We start from the raw sequence: 17,663 nt of genomic DNA, 5'->3' as shown, positions 1-17,663 counted from the left end.
ACTAGATGACCGTGCGCGCGGTTACCTTTTTATGAGCCTGTCGTTGGGTGATGGACAGTCCGTCTAGCAACCACCGCAACTGCTGCCGACTGACCGTAACCGTTTCGCTGTTCGTTACGTCCGGCCATTGAAAGCGACCACGTTCCAAACGACGATAATGGAGCCAGAATCCATTCGTATCCCACTCTAGGATTTTAAGCTTGTCTCGTTTTCGGTTGCAGAAAACGAAGAGGGAAGGCGAAAATGGACTGAGCTGAAAGACCTCTTGAACCAGGACTGCCAGCCCGTCGATAGACTTACGAAGATCTGTACTGCCGCTCGCCAAGTACACCCGTTGCTCTGAATTCGCCTCATGGATGAGCATCTGCCAAAGCCTGAACGACCTGTATGAACAGTTTGGTGTTGAAGCCCTCAGACACTTCAATCCTGGCTTGACCAACCTGAACAGTGAGCGCTTCGTTACTGCTCGGTTTAATGACTGATTCCATCTCCACTGAAAGCCAACGAACCTCTCCATTTGAAGGCTTTCGTCGATTCCCTCGAAGCTTGCTGGACCAGTAGCGAAAGCGATGAATATTGATCCCGTGCACCGCACACCAGACTGTAGCCGTTTGCCCACTGGACTCAAACTCGGTGAGGCGACTCTCCCATTCTTCACGTAGCTCGGTTCTTGACATGTACCTCACTCTCCTCAGTTTCATTTGAGGAGATTATCCCACCCAGAGTGTAGCCTTACGAGGTGTGCTGCGTTTTACGCTTACTTTCATGGGGCACAACGTTTGCCACTGTTAGACTCGTATTGATGGCCACAGCGATGTCATATTTTGCAGGCTACGTGTTGGGGTTCGTGCGGATGATTGTGTCCAAGCGTAAAAGGCCTCGTAAAATCGTTGATGCACTTGCAATATTGACAGAATCGTTTCCTGATTCCATGTATGTTATCGTGATCGCCCTAATCGCTATCATGGTTCAAGTACACTTGAATGTGACGATTCCAGCGTTTCCGGAGGGTACGCCATCGTTTGTGAACACACTCATACCGGCGCTTGCTTTAGGATTACCAGGAGGAATATATCTTCAAAAGGCTATCTATGTAGACATGATGGAACAGTCTAGTGCTGACTATATCAAAGTAGCGAAAGCTACCGGTGCATCGCCAGTAAGGATTTTTATTCGACAAGTGACCCCAAACATCCACCCTATCGCGTTCTCTTTCAACGCGAGTGGATCAGCGTTTTATTAGAGACAGTTGTATCCGGGCTTACGGCACTTCCCGCTGTGTTCATTCTGTTTCTCGTACTATATCAGCGCAAATTGGGATCCTATCAAGAGTTCGAGTTTATTGCGGCTGTAACCGTTGTTGAATTACTTCGTGGCACAGTGTCATTTCGCGGAAGGTTCTCCTCATGGTTACATTTTTCCTTTATAGAAGGTGCTTTCGCGATTGGCCGAACCCCTTGGGGGATTATGCTTCACACCCTCCGGCCTTGGCTCTGGCGATTTACAATTGAGTTTTTTTGCATACAGGTGATTCGGACGATTTCATTGTTAGTCCAATTGGCTGCGTTTCGAATATATCCTATCGAGACGTATGGATATCCTGCTTTTTATCCAGGAGGGTACAGTTGGCATGTAGAAGGGATTGTGCCAAAAAGCAACACTTGGTTTTCCATGATAGGGGACCTGGTGCACGACATGTCTTACATCAGTTACCCATACATGCTTTACGCGCCGCTTATTGCATTAGGATTGGTTGTGGTGGGGGTAAGCCTCGTTTCTTCCGCATTTCGTCAAACGGTTTAATACCTATATTGGGAGTATGTGCGAAAAGCTTCCGAGTCGACGATTCATTTCTTGCCACGATTACCGGCCCCATGTACGCAAGATGGGGCGTAGCTCGCCTCTGCGGTGATTTATTCCGCGCAATCTCTTTTCATATCTCGAAATTATTTTCTGACTTATAAAAATTTATTTTGACATATAGAAAGTTTTTTCATACGATAAAAACACAAAAAAGCTTCACACTGGAGGCACGATGGAAGGCTTATTTAAAAGAATTCGAATGCTGCGTCAAGAAAACCAAATGACATTGCAAGAATTAAGCGAAAAATCAGGATTGTCGATTAGCTTTCTTTCGCAGGTGGAGCGAGGGAACTCTTCATTGACGATAACCTCGTTGCAGCGCATTGCGGAGGCGTTTGGCATTCCAATTAGTTCTTTGTTTGAGACTGTAGAGAACAAGAATTTTATTGTGAAGGTGGATGATCAAAAGCCGTTCAAAATTGAAGGAACGAGCATGACGTATATCCGTCTTGCGGGTAATTTTGCGGGACGGAATCTAGAGCCGATGATTGTGGAGTTGGAACCGAATCAATCAATTTTGACAAAGTATGCGCACCCCGGTGAAGAGTTTTACTACGTATTGGAAGGAAAGATTCTCCTTCAGGTAGACGATAAGGATTACGTCTTGGGTGTAGGAGATGCGCTTCACTTTCCTTCCTCCATTCAACACTCCATGGAAAACCTCTTAGATACCACATCACGAGTTTTGTGTGTTTTGCAGCCAGCTATATTCCAATAAAGGGGAGTTGTGTTGTGCGTGTCGCAACAGATATTGGTGGGACGTTTACAGATTTAGTGTCTGTGGATGAGAGTGGAAAAGTTTGTATCGCGAAATCAGACACGACACCGCCGAACTTTGAGGAAGGTGTTATGAACGTCATTGCCAAGGCGGAATTGAAAGGCGAAGATATTGAGACTTTTATTCACGGAACGACGGTTATTATCAACGCACTGACAGAACGAAATGGTGTAAAGACAGGGCTTATCACGACGAAAGGGTTTCGAGATGTCCTCGAGATTGCCCGGGGAAATCGACCTGATTTGTTCAATGTCCGTTATCAAAAACCAAAGCCCTTCGTACCACGTGCTCTGCGTTTGGAAGTGGAGGAACGGTTAAATCAAAAAGGGGAAGTCATCACGCCACTCAATGTGAATGACGTAGAAGCGGCGGTGGAGCAGCTGCGGAGAGAGGGCGTCGAGGCTATCGCGATTTGCTATTTACACGCCTACGCGAACCCGGAGCACGAGCGACTGACGGCGGAGTTAATTCACAAAATGTGGCCGGAAGTGGCTGTGACTGCATCGCATGAAGTGACAAAAGAGTGGCGCGAGTACGAGCGGACGAATACGGCAGTGTTGAATTCGTATGTCAAACCTGTTGCAGAGCGCTATGTGAACAACCTAAATAACAGGTTGCTCGAGATAAATGTAACTGGGCAGAAGTACATCATGCAGTCAAATGCGGGAACGACGACGTTCGAGCAATCGAAACAATCGCCCATTCACATGGTGGAGTCGGGGCCGGTTGCAGGAGTCTTTGGCGCTGCGATGCTGGGCAAGATGATTGGTCACGAGAATGTGATTGCGTTTGACATCGGTGGCACGACAGCGAAATGTTCGCTGATCGATGGTGGAGAGGTGACCGTGACGACCGATTATCGGATTGAGTGGGATGAGCGGCACGCAGGTTATCCCATCAAAATCCCTGTTGTCGACATCGTTGAGGTGGGGAACGGGGGCGGATCGATTGCTTGGATTGACCAGGCGGGTGCCTTGAAAGTCGGGCCGAAATCGGCAGGCGCACAGCCGGGCCCGGTGGCGTACGGCCGTGGTGGAACTGAGCCGACAACAACCGATGCAAACTTGGTGACGGGTCGCCTGTCGGCGAAGAATTTCAGTATGGCTGTGAACTTGGAGGCGGTTCGCGGCGCCATCGACGAGAAAATTGCCAAAAAGTTCGGAGTATCTGTCGAGGAAGCGGCATTGGGGATTATTCGCATTGCGAATTCGAACATGTTGAACGCCTTGAAACTCATTTCGGTACGCCGCGGTTATGATCCGAGGGATTTTGCAATGGTCGCCTTTGGCGGCGGCGGAGCGATGCATGCGGCATTTCTCGCGAGGGAACTAGGCGTGACGAAGGTGGTTGTTCCGGTTGCGGCGTCCGTGTTTTCGGCGTGGGGGATGCTGATGACGGACTTGCGGCACGATTATTTGCAAACTTACATTCGGCGCACGTCGGAACTTGCTCTTGGCGAGTTCAACGGCGCCTGGGAAGCGCTCGAACAACAGGCTATTGTGCAGTATCAATCAGAAGCAATCGAGGAAGGTCAAGTTGTCTTCCATCGTTACGTGGATATGCGGTATCTCGGACAAGAACATACCGTTAAGGTGCCGGTTCCAGGTGGAAGGGTTACCGAGCAGGTTCTTGCGGACGTCAATGCAGCATTTCATGCCATCCATGAGCAAAACTACACATTTAAACTTGAGAATAATCCGACTGAAATCGTCAACCTGCACTTGGTCGCGTTTGGGACAGTGACGAAACCGGAGATTGCCGAGATTGAGCAGGTGTCCCATACGGTCGCGGATGCCGTGTTGGAGACGCGCCCGGTTTATTTCGAAGACGCTGGGTTTGTCGATACCAGGGTGTATGACCGTAGCCGTTTGGGCCCAGGGTTTGAACTCGATGGACCCGCTATTGTGGAAGAGCCATCGTCGTCTACGCTGGTGTATCCAGAACAGCGCTTGACGGTTGACAAATATGGAAACCTCATCATCTACACGGGGGTGCAGTGATTGGCGAAGGCGGATGTGTTTACGCTCGAAGTTGTCAAAGATTCATTAATGGCGATAGGGGAAGAGATGTTTTATGCGCTTGCTCGAACCTCGATGAGCCCCATCATTTATGAGGTGCTGGACTTCGCTTCTGGTCTCACCGACGCCAAAGGGCAATTGCTGACCCAAGGCAATGGCGTCACCGGGTTTATCGGAATGCTATCCTCGATGGTCAAAGAGACGTTAAAGAAATTCGAGAATGACTTGAAACCCGGGGACATTATCATCATTAACGATCCCTATGGCGGCGGTGGGTCACACCTCTCTGACGTGGGGCTCGTGATGCCGATTTTCTATCAAGGCCAGTTGGTTGCGTTCGCAGCGAACAAGGCGCACTGGACAGAAGTTGGAGGAAAAGATCCGGGGTCGTGGACGACTGATTCTACGGAAATCTATCAAGAGGGGCTGCAGTTTCCTGCGGTGAAATTGTTTGACGAGGGCCATATCAATCAAGCTTTGGTCGATATTTTGGCAGCGAATGTCCGGTTTCCGGATCTCTCGCTTGGTGATATGTGGGCGCAAGTGGCAGGATTGCGCACAGGGGAAAGACGATTCCAGGAACTGTGCGGTAAATTTGGCAAGGACACGGTACTGCAATCCATCGAATATATGCTCGATTATGGCGAGCAGATGGCCCGGGAAGAGTTGAAGAAGTTGCCTAAGGGTGTGTACGAGGTGGAAGACTTCATCGACGACGACGGACTTGGCCATGGGCCGCTAAATGTTCGCTGCAAGGTCACGATTACGGATGACGAGTTCATCGTCGATTTCACGGGTAGTCACAAGCAGGTCCCGGGTCCCATCAATTGCTCATACACGGGCTTGGTGTCCGCGGTCAGAACCATCTTCTTGGCGGCGACGAACCCGGGGCAAGACGTGAATGACGGGGTGTTTCGGCCGCTCACAATCATAGCGGAGAAGGGATCGATTCTCAACGCAGAGCGTCCGGCTCCCGTGTCGACGTACTGGGAGTCGATGATCTTTGGCGCGGACATGGTGTGGAAAGCTTTGGCGCCGGTGTTGCCGGATCGGTTGACGGCAGGGCATCTCGAGTCAGTCTGTTCGGTGATTGTGTCCGGTACGCATCCAGATACGAACGAGCCGTTCCTCATTGTTGAACCGTCCGTCGGTGGATGGGGAGCAGGAGAAGGCATGGATGGACAAAGCGGGCAGTTTTGCTTGGGAGACGGCGAAACGTTCAACGTGCCGGTGGAAGTGGCCGAGACCCGCTACGGGGTGCGTCTTCAGGAGTACAGCTTGACGGCCGACGGTACGGGTGCTGGGCAGTATCGAGGCGGTGCTGGTGCGATTCGTTCGTATGAGGCGCTCACCGATGGTCAGTTTGTGACCGCGAGTTTTGGTCGCAACAAGTACCCCGTTTGGGGAGCATCCGGGGGTAGGGACGGGTCGTACAACAAAATTGAGATCATCCGCAAAGACGGCAGCAAGGAAGGGCCGTTTGGCAAGTGTGCGCGAAAGATCCTCAACAAAGGGGACGTGGTGCGTTTGATTACGGCAACCGGTGGAGGCTATGGTGATCCGCTGTTGCGAGATCCGCAGAAAGTCGTCGAGGATGTCAAAAATGGTTGGATTACCATCGACCAAGCCAAGGAGATCTACGGCGTGGTCATCGATGAACAGACGCTCACTCTGGCTACCCCGGTGACGAGTCAAATGGAGTAATGCATATTAGGATGAGCCTTCAGAGATGGAGGCTGCTCCTCTTGGTTAATTATTAGAAAATTCGATGATGAAACCTGACCTGAAGCGCTAGGGAGATGCATTCTAAATATCATTCAAGACAAAGGAAGTGAATCTGTTATGCCGAGTACCGTGATTGGAGAGGTCACCGAAGTCCAAAACCGACAAATCGGGGAACTGTTTCAAGAAATGCCGCTTACGAAGAGACATTGGAAATCTGGTTTCGCTATTTTCTTTTCATTTGTTATCGAGTCTTGGGAAATGATGATCATCACGCTTATCAGTGGCATGATTGGAAGCGACTTGAAGCTATCGAGCGCACAAGTCGGTTCTCTGATGGGTTCCATCTACCTTGGTATGATTCCTGGTTGTCTTATCTGGGGGAAACTCACGGATAAAATTGGCCGGAAGAAGACGATGATGTGGAGCACCGGCCTCTATGGCATTCTTTCTCTCATTAGCGCCTTCTCCCCAAACTATGACATGCTGTGGTGGATGCGTTTTGCAGCAGGTCTTGGCCTCGGCGGACTGATGGTGGCGTCGTTCCCGTACTTTGAGGAGTTGCTTCCAGTGAAGAGCCGTGGTCGGGCTACCGTATATCTCGCATCGGGCTGGCCGATTGGCTATTTGATTGCGATTGGCCTGACTTATGTGATGGGCCCACTAGGATGGCACTGGATCTTGGGCGTGAGTTCTCTCGCGGGGCTATGGGCATTTGTGATTAAGGCATTCGTTCCAGAGTCCCCGTACTGGGCTGCCGGGAATGGCCAACAACAGACCGCCAAAGATGCCATTTCGTATCTTGCGAACGGTCAGGTTTCAATCGATCTCAAAAACACGCATCTTATGGTGGATGCGGTTCAACAGGGATCATTCTTGGAAATCTTCAAATCGAAGCTTTCACGCGCCACCTGGTTACAACTGTTGATTAACTTCTGTTTTTCGTGGGGGTATTGGGCCCTAACGACGTGGATGCCGGAGTTGCTTGCGAAGAAAGGACTTTCGACGCCCGCTGGGCTTGGCTTTATGGCACTCTCTGCACTCTTTATGTTCCCTGGGTACATCGTGTCGTCGTGGCTGACTGGCCGATATGGGCGCAAAAAGATCATGATTATCTTCGTCGCGCTCGCAGCCATCGCCGGATTCGGATTTGCCCAATCCAGCAACATGACTGAAATGTACATCTGGGACTTTGCACTCTCATTCTTCAGCCTCGGCGCATGGGGTGTGTGGGATACATGGGTCGGTGAGCTGTACCCAACCGAAGTTCGCGGGGTTGGGTACAGTGTCGGCGCAACCGCGCAGAGGGTGGCAAATTCCATTGCCCCAATGGTCATTGGCGCGATGTTGGCTGGCAATTCGAGTTTTGCGGGGACGGTTTCGTTTATTACCGCATTTCTTGTCGTGACGGTGATTATGACATTCTTCCTGAAAGAGACGGAGGGTAAAATTTTACATTAACATAACTGTCGCAGGTGGGATTCTCCTTCTTCCTCACCTGCGACAGTTATTTAGAAGGGGGGTACATCGCTTGCTAAAAGCCGATGTCTTTACCTATGAGGTCGTTAGGGATTCGCTTATGGCGATTGGGGAAGAGATGTTTTACGCACTGGCGCGCACCTCAATGAGTCCTATCATTTACGAAGTACTGGATTTTGCATCTGGTCTCACGGATGCCAAGGGACAATTGTTGACCCAGGGGAATGGCGTGACCGGGTTTATTGGGATGCTCACGTTCATGGTCAAGGAGACCAGGGAGAAGTTCGGAACGAATTTGCACGAGGGCGACATGATTATCCTGAACGATCCCTATGGCGGCGGTGGATCGCACTTATCCGACGTGGGCTTGGTGATGCCGATTTTTGTGGACGGTGAATTGGTGGCGTTTTCGGCGAACAAAGGGCACTGGACGGAGGTTGGTGGGAAGGATCCGGGGTCGTGGACAACGGATTCCACGGAAATTTATCAGGAGGGCCTGCAATTCCCGGCGGTCAAATTGTTCGATGGCGGAAAGCTGAATCAGGCTTTGATAGACATGATTGCCGCGAATGTCCGCTTCCCGGACCTCTCTCTTGGCGACTTGTGGGCGCAGGTGGCAGGGGTGCGCACCGGGGAGAAACGCGTTCGCGAACTTTGCCAGAAGCACGGAACAAGCGTAGTTCTCCAATCGATTGACTATTTGCTTCGTCATGGGGAACAACTTGCTCGGCGCGAATTAGCCAAATTACCGAACGGCGTGTATATGGCGGAGGACTTCATCGACGACGATGGGCTTGGAAATGGGCCGTTCCGAATTGTTTGCAAAGTGACCATCACGGATGACGACTTTGTCGTCGATTTCACGGGCAGTGACCGCCAGGCCCCTGGCCCTATCAATTGCTCTTATAGTGGATTAGTCTCCTCTGTACGCGCGGTGTTTCTGGCAGCGACGAACCCGAGTCTCGACGTCAACGACGGCGTCTTTCGGCCGCTAAGGGTGATTTCGGAACCGGGATCGATTATTCACGCCGAACGCCCAGCCCCTGTCTCAACCAACTGGGAATCGAGAAACTTTGCTGCAGACGTGGCGTGGAAGGCGCTTTCTCCGGCTCTCCCAGACCGTCTCACAGCAGGGCACTTAGAATCGGTTTGCGCCGTGATTCTCGGTGGCACCAAACCAGATACGAATGAGCCGTTTCTCGTTGTCGAGCCTTCGGTCGGCGGCTGGGGCGCGGGACTTGGTATGGATGGACAGAATGGTCAATTTTGCATCGGCGATGGGGAGACCTACAACGTCCCCGTGGAAGTCGCCGAAACCCGGTACGGCGTGCGCGTGCGAGAATATTCTTTTCGGTGTGATGGGGCAGGTGCGGGGCAATTTCGGGGAGGTTGCGGCGTCGTTCGCAGCTACGAGGCGCTCACTGACAATCAATTTGTGACGGCTAGTTTCGGCCGGCACAAATACGGACCTTGGGGTGCTGCTGGCGGTGCGGCGGGATCGCGTAATGAAGTTGAGATTATCCGTTCGAACGGGAAACGCGAGGGCCCTTTTGGAAAGTGTGCGCGTCGCACGCTGCACAAAGGCGACGTAGTGCGATTGATCACGGCTACAGGCGGTGGCTACGGGAATCCGTTGCGCCGCACGGTCGCGGCAGTGCTAGAAGATGTGAAGAATGGCTGGATTCGGGTCGACCAAGCCAAGAATGTTTATGGCGTCCTTGTCAATCCAGATACCTATGCGCTAGAAGGTCTGACAGATGAACGGAGGGCGTACGTATGATTCTCGTACACGAACAGAATATTGAAGCACAGGGCACAGATTATGAACTGAAGTCGCTTCTGAATGGAGACGGTGTGCAGTTTGGCATTGTGCGGATTCCAGTTGGCGCTCGAATTCCGCTTCACGACGCAGGCACACATGAGCAGAATGAGTACTCGTATATCATCAAAGGTTTTCTCATGATGCAGTCCGGGGAGACGGAGTATCGCGTCAAGGCAGGGGATGCTACGCTCATTCCCGCGGGAGAGTCGCACTGGTGTTATAACGATGGGGACGAGGAAGCGTTCGTAGTTTGGTCTCTCGTGCGTGGCTTCGCGTAGGCACAGATTCGATATGGATAGAGAAAACCGCGCATTTGCGCGGTTTTTTGATAGGAAGGGCCGGTGGTCGGTGCTGCGATGCTGGCCCCGCTCGACCACAGCCCTTCTCCGCCCGAACCGTATTGTGCGCTTTGCACAAATTCGGCGCTCTTTTTGTTCATTGCGTCAATACACGCATAGTTGAAATTAAATTAAGATAATTCAAACGATATTAAAGGAGGAACGGCGGATGGCAAAAGCGGAACCTTTGAAGGAACCCGTGAACGAAAAGTTGGATGACTATTCGTTATCGAGAGTTCCTGACACAGACCGCCGACATTGGTTTGGCATCGCGACCATGCGGTTTGGTCAGATGTCCGCACTCTCTCAGTTTCTATTAGGCGCGACATTAGGATTTGGCATGAGTTTTTGGCAGTCGTTTTGGGCCTTGACGCTCGGGGCCGTCATTCTGGAGATTGTCTCTATTTTTGTCGGGATTGCGGGGATGAAAGAGGGACTCAGCACAACGATGCTGATTCGGTGGACTGGCTTTGGCAGGTTTGGATCCGTCCTCGTCAGCCTGGTCGTCGCGATTTCGCTGGTCGGTTGGTTTGGCGTGCAGAATCAGGTCTTCGCAGATGGGTTGAACCAACTGCTTGGCGGGCCCATTTGGGCATGGTCTATTGTTACAGGAATCCTGGTCACATTGGTTGTCATTTACGGGTTTTTGTCAATGGGGTTTACGGCCTATATTACGGTACCACTTTTTATGCTCATTGCATTCATCTCGATTGGTCGGGCGTTAGGTCACTATTCGCTGGGACATCTCGTCTCGATGCATGCGCCGGGTAGCGTTTTGACACTGGGTGCAGGTGCGAGCATGGTCGCTGGTGGATTTATCACAGGGGCTATCATTTCTCCGGATATGACGCGGTACAATCGTTCAGTTGGCGATGTCATTAAGCAAACCGTGCTTGGGATTACCCTTGGTGAGTATCTCATTGGCTTAATTGGTGTACTTCTTGCACATGCAATGAAATCTTCCAATGTGATCACGATTGTCATGTCGACGAGTGGTGTGGTTGGAACGGTTGTGCTCGTGACGGCCACGCTGAAGATTAACGACTGGAACTTGTACTCTTCTTCGCTGGGCATCGTGAACTTATTCGACGTCGTGTTCAAGAAGCGCATCAGTCGCGTCGGTGTCACGATTTTGTTTGGCGCACTGGGCACGCTGCTCTCCGTCCTTGGTATCCTGAATCAATTTGAAGGGTTCCTTTCGTTACTGGGCGTGGCAGTGCCACCTGTTGGCGGCATTATGGTTGTTGAGTATTTCTGCATACGACGTTACAAAGATGAGCTATTGCACTCGAGAGAACAAGGCGTTTTGCCGAGTTCGTATGAGTCCTGGAATCCTATCACGCTGATTTGCTGGATTGGGGCGTTCTTGGTTGGCGAGTTTTTGAAGTGGGGTATTCCGTCGATCAACTCGCTCGTCGTGGCAGCTGTGGCGTACTTCGTGTTGAGCAAGCTGGTCAATCGGAATCGGACTGTCACATTTGGAAGCGTGGATACGAAAGAACTTGCGAACTAAATATGACCGGGAGACGGGCCAACTGTCTCCCACTGATATTTGAATTTTATGATGGGCGGTGACGTAGTGAGAAGACTGATTCATGCAAAAGACATCGATCACCTTGCATTAGGCGCAACAGTACTTGGTACCGGCGGCGGTGGAGATCCCTACATTGGTGCACTGATGGCAAAGCAGGCCATTGAGAAATATGGGCCTGTGGAGATGGTTTCGATAGATGAGTTGAACGATGACGATTTGGTCATTCCGTCGGCGATGATGGGGGCGCCTACGGTGATGATTGAAAAAATGCCAGGCGGCGACGAACCGGTGAAGGCATTTACACAATTGGAGAAATTCCTCGGCCGCAAGGCTGCAGCGACCGTGTCGATTGAAGCGGGTGGGCTGAATTCGACGATCCCGTTTGTGGTCGCGGCAGAACTTGGCATTCCCATTGTGGACGCAGATGGCATGGGGCGTGCGTTCCCAGAGATTCCGATGACCGCACTGCACTTTGGCGGCATTTCGGCGACGCCGATGATGGTTGCGGACGAAAAGGGAAACACGGTTCTGCTGTCTACTGTGAATGGGGCCTGGACGGAGGCGCTTTCGAGGAATGCGACGATTGTCATGGGTGGTTCTTCCATGTTGGCTCTGTACGGCGCAAATGCCGACAAGATGGCGCCAAATTTAGTGCATGGCACCTTATCTACAGCCATGAAGATTGGCGAACTGCTCGAAGCGAAAGAGGATGCGGCAGTCCGGCTCGCAAACCTCCTCAAATTTACGGATGGCGTGGAAGTGTTTCGCGGCAAGCTGACCGACGTCATGCGCCGAACCGTCGATGGATTCGCCCGTGGCACCGTGACGCTCGAAGGGATGGGGGTGGATAGCGGATCGGTCTGCAGACTCGAGTTTCAAAACGAGAATCTCATCGCGATGCGCGATGGGGAGCCCGTTGCGACGGTGCCGGATTTGATTACGGTTTTAGATCAAGAGACGATTCACCCCATCACGACGGAAGAGTTGCGCTACGGCCAACGCGTGATTGTCATCACGATGCCTTGTGCACCCGTATGGCACCGGCCCGAGTGTTTGGAATTGGTCGGGCCGAGGTACTTTGGATACGATTTCGACTTTAAACCGCTCAGGCCACTGACAACACAGAACGCGTAAGTGACTGACTCGAGAATGGCTAGGAGGAAATTGTATGACTTACCGCTTGGGAATTGACGTTGGTGGGACGAATACGGACGTCGTTTTATTGGATAAGGAAAATCGTGTGATTGCGAAGACGAAAACGGCAGTCACTTCAGATATTGTCACGGGCATTCGCACCGGCGTAGGCAGAGTTCTTGAGCAAAGTGGCGTGGATGGTGCACAAATTTCCCACGCAATGCTTGGCACGACGCAGGTGACCAACGCCATCATCGAGCGCCGCGAACTGAACGACGTGGCGATTGTTCGCTTGGGCGCACCGGCGACGCGGGCCGTCAAACCGCTGGCTGGTTGGCCGGACGATTTGCGCGCCCGCTACGCTGAGTACTCCTGGATTGTCGGTGGCGGACACGAGTTCGATGGTCGCGAAATCGCACCGTTGGACGAGGCGGAGATTCGCAGTATCGCCGAATCGGTGAAGAATAAAGTTCAGGCGGTCGCCATCACGGGCGTGTTCTCACCTGTGAATACTGACCACGAGGAACGTGCAGCAGGGATTTTCCGCGAAGTCCTCGGCGAAGAGATCCCTATCTCCCTGTCCTACCAGTTGGGCAGCGTTGGGCTGTTAGAGCGAGAGAACGCCACGGTGTTGAACGCGGCTGTGTCGAGCGTCGCGAAGCGGGCGACGATGTCGTTCCAACAAGCGCTGGCCGATCTCGGCGTGCATGCCGCACTCTACCTGGCGCAAAACGATGGCACGTTGATGTCCGTCGAGTACGCCTTGTTGTATCCGATTCTCACCATCGCCTGCGGACCCACGAATAGTATGCGCGGCGCGGCGTACCTCACGGGCTTAAAGAATGCGATTGTCGTCGATGTCGGCGGCACGTCGACGGACGTCGGGGTGCTTGTGAATGGATTCCCGAGGGAGTCTTTCGTCGCGGTCGATGTCGGCGGCGTGAGAACCAACTTCCGGATGCCGGACTTGTACTCGATTGGCCTGGGTGGCGGAAGCCGGGTGATCGAGTCGGAAGCTGGCATCGAAGTGGGGCCCAAGAGTGTTGGTTACCGCATTGTGGAGGAAGGGCGCGCATTCGGCGGCGACACGACGACCTTCACTGATATCGTCGTGTCCCTCGGCAAGGCGAGTGTAGGGACGCACGCGGTCCATTTGCCGACGGACTTCGCACAGAAGGCCTACGATATCGCAATGGCAAAGACGGCGGAGGCCATCGACAGGATGAAGACGAGTGCAGAACCTGTGCCGCTGATTTTGGTCGGCGGGGGCAGCGTCTTGCTTCCGAGTGAATTGGAAGGCGCCTCGGAAGTGCATCGTCCGGAGAACTTTGACGTAGCCAACGCAATTGGCGCAGCCATTGCTCAGGTGAGCGGACGGGTGGATCGGATATTCGCGATGGATCAGAAATCGCGCGAGGAAGTCCTGGAAGAGGCCAAGTCCATCGCGATTGCGGAAGCCATTCGGGCGGGGGCGGAGGCGTCGACCATCGAGATCGTCGAAATTGAAGAGATTCCGATTGCCTACCTGCCGGGCAATGCCGTGCGAATCAAAGTGACCGTTGCCGGGACGCTTGCGACGTACAACTTCGGTTCAAAGGTGGGCGCCTATGCGAATCACTGAGCAGGATTTAGAAGCCTTGTCGATTGGTGCGGCCATTCTTGGGACGGGTGGCGGGGGTGATCCGCTCATCGGAAAATTGATGGCACAACAGGCCATCCGCGAGCATGGCCCGGTTGAACTGATTTCTTTGGATGAGGTCGAGCGTGACGACGTCGTCTTCCCCGTCGCGATGATGGGGGCACCGACGGTCTTTTTGGAAAAGGTGCCGGCCGGGGAGGAAGGGTATCTCGCGGTGCGGCGCATGGAGCGGCATTTAGGCAAATCGGTGACGGCGCTTTGCCCGATCGAGTGTGGCGGGATGAACAGCATGATTCCGTTCGTCGTCGCCGCCCGGATGGGCTTGCCGGTCGTCGACGGAGACGGCATGGGCCGAGCGTTCCCGGAGTTGCAGATGGAGACGTTCCACATCCTTGGCGTTTCGGGAACGCCAGCGTGTATTGCAGACGAGTGGGGGAACGTCGTGCTGTTTGAGACGGTGGACAACTTCCGGCTCGAATCGTTTGCGCGCGCGTGCACCGTCAAAATGGGCGGGTATTCCCACCTCGTCGATTATCCGATGACGGGTGAACAGATGAAAAACACGGCCGTTCGCGGAACCGTGACCATGGGGATTCAACTGGGAAGGGCCGTTCAAGCGGCGCATCGCAATCATTCGAATCCCGTAGACGCCGTCCTTGCAGCCACTCGCGATACCATCTATGGGCACGGAATTGCGCTTTTTCGAGGCAAAGTTGTCGATATTTCGCGGCGGACTTCGGACGGCTTCGCAATCGGCCAAGCGCGTCTACAGGGTTTTGAAGAAGACGCAGGGAAGACCATGGTGATCGATTTCCAAAACGAAAATCTCATTGCGAAAGTAGATGGGCAAGTCGTCGCGAGTGTGCCGGATTTAATCACCTTACTCGATCCCGACACAGGCCACGCCATCACCAACGAACGCCTGCGCTACGGCCAACGCGTCGTCGCCATTGGGATTCCGACACCGGAAATTATGCGCAGTGAAGCGGCACTCGCGGTATGGGGCCCGAAGCACTTTGGCTACGATATCCCGTTTGTTCCGCTCGAGCGAGCGTATCCGGCTTTTTATCAACAGGTCGGCGTACCGAACGAAAAAGAGAAGTATCTGCTTCAATCATCCGATGCTTCGCGTTGAACATGACAAAGCGATTTGGGAGGGTGCCACCTGGGCATTCCTCCCTTCCTCTTTACAACGACTGAATGGATAGGAGTGTGTGCCATGACGAAGCGTCAATTAACCGCCAGTGATGTGGAGGCGGCTGTGTTGGGCGGAAAGTTTCTAGGCGGCGGCGGGGGTGGCTGGACGGAGGATGGTCTTGCACTTGCAAACGAGGCGGTGCAGACGAACGCGCCTGTGCTCATCAGCCCGGCCGAGTGCCGTGACGACGACGTCATTGTGACGGCTGCGCTGGTTGGTGCGCCGGCTGCCAAAGACCAATACGTCGAACCGGCTCACTTTGTGCGGACCATTGAACGAATGGAGTCGGCACTAGGAACCAAAGTCGCTGGGGTTATTACGAACGAAAACGGCGCTGCGGCTACGGTGAATGGATGGATTCAAGCCGCGAAGCTGGGCATTCCAGTCATTGATGCACCTTGCAATGGGCGCGCACATCCGACGGGTGTGATGGGATCCATCGGCCTCCACCAACTGGAGGACTTCGTCAGTATTCAAACGGCAAGCGGTGGACGTCTAGATAAGTACGTGGAAATCGTCGTGAAAGCCTCCTTGCAACGCGCGGCCTCCCTCGTTCGGAACGCGTCTGTTGAGGCCGGCGGTGTGGTGGCGGTCGCGAGGAACCCTGTCACCGCAAGTTATGTGATGCAACATGGGGCCGTCGGCGCCATTACCCAAGCCATCGAGTTGGGGCACGCCATGCTGCGGTCGCAGGCGAATGGGGCGCGAGCCGTAGTGGACGCCGCCTTGGGCTTCATGGGCGGAGAGCGCATCGCGACGGGCAAGGTAGCGCATGTTTCGCTGCGGACAGAAGGCGGCTTTGATGTGGGAGAAGTCACCATCGGCGACGTGGATATGACGTTTTGGAACGAGTACATGACCTTGGAGAGAAACGGTGAGCGGCTAGCGACGTTCCCAGACCTCATCATGACGATGGATACGAACACGGGGCTGCCACTGCTAACGGCAGAGTTGCAGCCTGGATTGGATGTCACTGTCGTCTGTGTCCCAAGGGCCAATCTCAAGCTCGGCGCGGGTATGAATGACGAAGCCTTGTTCAAAGTCGTTGAACGTGTCGTCAACAAGGAGATTTGCAAATACGTGTTTGCGTCATCAATTGGGACGGCGTAGACGGTGTAACTGAAGCAAGTTTGAAACGCGCAATATTGCTACAACGATTTGAGAAGAGGAGCGGTGTGTCGTGACATTGAAGCAAACATTGGACATTTATGAACTGTTGGATGACCCAAACGTCAATGGGGAACAGGTGCGGGACTTTTTCTTGCGTCGAGGCGCGGGGCAAGTAGAAGTTGAGACGGTGGAGGGAGAATCGGGATGGACCGATTTCATTCAGGTGCGCATTCCCGGCCGCAGCGGCAAGACAACGGGCGGCGACGCGCCGACGCTTGGGATTATTGGGAGACTTGGCGGCATTGGCGCGAGGCCTGAGCGAATTGGACTTGTGTCGGATGGCGACGGCGCCATTACCGCACTGACGAGTGCACTGAAGTTAATCGAAATGCAAGCAAAAGGCGACAAGTTGCCTGGAGACGTTCTCGTGGCGACGCACATCTGTCCGAACGCGCCAACGATTCCGCACGAGCCGGTTGCCTTTATGGGATCACCTGTGGATATGATGACGATGAATCAACACGAAGTGAGTCCCGAGATGGACGCGATTCTCACCATCGACACGACGAAAGGGAACCGCGTGTTCAATCACCGCGGCGTCGCGATTTCGCCGACGATTAAAGAAGGTTGCATCCTTCGAATTAGTGACGATCTCGTCTCCCTCCTAGAAATCTCATCCGGCCAATTGGCTCATACATTCGCGGTCACCATGCAGGATATCACGCCGTACGGGAACAACTTGTATCATATCAACAGTATCCTGCAGCCGTGCACGGCGACGAACGCACCGGTCGTCGGCGTCGCCATTACGGCACAGAGCACCGTTCCAGGATGTGCGACCGGGGCAAGTCACGAGACGGACATTGCGACGGCTGCGCGGTTTGCCATCGAAGTGGCAAAGGCGTATGGTGCAGGAAAGTGTTCTTTTTACGATGAAGAGGAGTTTCATAGATTTCAAGCGCTGTACGGATCGATGAACCACTTGCAGACGCTTGGCAAGTCTGTGAACGCAGGTATCTGATTTCTTA

General features: G+C 53.3%; 15 protein-coding genes. 13 read left to right on the top strand and 2 right to left on the bottom strand.

Annotated elements, in window-relative coordinates; translation table 11 throughout:
- Window position 1: 1 nt before the first annotated feature.
- Complete coding sequence (tnpB, locus tag K1I37_RS17695; protein ID WP_021295534.1) at window positions 2-364, bottom strand: IS66 family insertion sequence element accessory protein TnpB; 363 nt, start codon at window positions 362-364, stop codon at window positions 2-4.
- A complete protein-coding gene (tnpA, locus tag K1I37_RS17690; protein ID WP_206917310.1) occupies window positions 351-677 on the bottom strand; it encodes an IS66 family insertion sequence element accessory protein TnpA in 327 nt (108 codons plus the stop codon). The genes tnpB and tnpA overlap by 14 nt, the downstream gene beginning before the upstream one ends.
- A 137-nt stretch (window positions 678-814) precedes the next feature.
- Here tnpA and K1I37_RS17685 point away from each other — a divergent pair, with 137 nt between their 5' ends.
- The 13 genes from K1I37_RS17685 (at window position 815) to K1I37_RS17625 (ending at window position 17,656) form a co-directional block, all read left to right on the top strand.
- The gene (locus tag K1I37_RS17685; protein ID WP_031218737.1) at window positions 815-1,243 is read left to right on the top strand and encodes an ABC transporter permease subunit; all 429 of its coding nucleotides are present in this window, start codon (window positions 815-817) and stop codon (window positions 1,241-1,243) included.
- A 792-nt stretch (window positions 1,244-2,035) separates the two neighbouring features.
- The gene (locus K1I37_RS17680) at window positions 2,036-2,581 is read left to right on the top strand and encodes a cupin domain-containing protein (protein ID WP_021296779.1); all 546 of its coding nucleotides are present in this window, start codon (window positions 2,036-2,038) and stop codon (window positions 2,579-2,581) included.
- Between the two features lie 14 nt (window positions 2,582-2,595).
- Window positions 2,596-4,641 (top strand): hydantoinase/oxoprolinase family protein, encoded by a 2,046-nt coding sequence (locus tag K1I37_RS17675; protein WP_021296780.1) that lies wholly within the window; start codon window positions 2,596-2,598, stop codon window positions 4,639-4,641.
- Entirely contained in the window at window positions 4,642-6,363 is a 1,722-nt protein-coding gene (locus tag K1I37_RS17670) for a hydantoinase B/oxoprolinase family protein (protein WP_021296781.1), read from the top strand. It begins immediately after the preceding gene.
- 138 nt (window positions 6,364-6,501) lie between these two features.
- Entirely contained in the window at window positions 6,502-7,842 is a 1,341-nt protein-coding gene (locus K1I37_RS17665) for an MFS transporter (protein ID WP_021296782.1), read from the top strand.
- Window positions 7,843-7,912: 70 nt separating this feature from the next.
- A complete protein-coding gene (locus K1I37_RS17660) occupies window positions 7,913-9,640 on the top strand; it encodes a hydantoinase B/oxoprolinase family protein (protein ID WP_021296783.1) in 1,728 nt (575 codons plus the stop codon).
- The gene (locus tag K1I37_RS17655) at window positions 9,637-9,960 is read left to right on the top strand and encodes a cupin domain-containing protein (protein WP_021296784.1); all 324 of its coding nucleotides are present in this window, start codon (window positions 9,637-9,639) and stop codon (window positions 9,958-9,960) included. Before K1I37_RS17660 ends, K1I37_RS17655 begins: the two co-directional genes overlap by 4 nt.
- Before the next feature lie 229 nt (window positions 9,961-10,189).
- On the top strand, window positions 10,190-11,533 hold the full coding sequence (locus K1I37_RS17650) for a purine-cytosine permease family protein (RefSeq protein ID WP_021296785.1): 1,344 nt from the start codon (window positions 10,190-10,192) through the stop codon (window positions 11,531-11,533).
- Between the two features lie 66 nt (window positions 11,534-11,599).
- Window positions 11,600-12,688, top strand: a complete 1,089-nt coding sequence (locus tag K1I37_RS17645) for an S-methyl thiohydantoin desulfurase family protein (RefSeq protein WP_236613887.1) — start codon at window positions 11,600-11,602, stop codon at window positions 12,686-12,688.
- Window positions 12,689-12,722: 34 nt separating this feature from the next.
- Window positions 12,723-14,309, top strand: a complete 1,587-nt coding sequence (locus K1I37_RS17640; RefSeq protein ID WP_021296787.1) for a hydantoinase/oxoprolinase N-terminal domain-containing protein — start codon at window positions 12,723-12,725, stop codon at window positions 14,307-14,309.
- Window positions 14,296-15,462 carry an S-methyl thiohydantoin desulfurase family protein gene (locus K1I37_RS17635; RefSeq protein ID WP_021296788.1) on the top strand — a complete coding sequence of 389 codons (1,167 nt, stop codon included), beginning with the start codon at window positions 14,296-14,298 and terminating at the stop codon, window positions 15,460-15,462. The genes K1I37_RS17640 and K1I37_RS17635 overlap by 14 nt, the downstream gene beginning before the upstream one ends.
- A gap of 84 nt (window positions 15,463-15,546) precedes the next feature.
- A complete protein-coding gene (locus K1I37_RS17630; RefSeq protein WP_021296789.1) occupies window positions 15,547-16,635 on the top strand; it encodes an S-methyl thiohydantoin desulfurase family protein in 1,089 nt (362 codons plus the stop codon).
- Between the two features lie 70 nt (window positions 16,636-16,705).
- On the top strand, window positions 16,706-17,656 hold the full coding sequence (locus K1I37_RS17625) for a DUF1177 domain-containing protein (protein WP_021296790.1): 951 nt from the start codon (window positions 16,706-16,708) through the stop codon (window positions 17,654-17,656).
- The last annotated feature ends 7 nt before the right edge of the window (window positions 17,657-17,663 follow it).

The organism is Alicyclobacillus acidoterrestris, from assembly GCF_022674245.1.
GTDB classification, from domain to species: domain Bacteria; phylum Bacillota; class Bacilli; order Alicyclobacillales; family Alicyclobacillaceae; genus Alicyclobacillus; species Alicyclobacillus acidoterrestris.
This window is presented reverse-complemented; position numbering and strand designations above follow the sequence as displayed.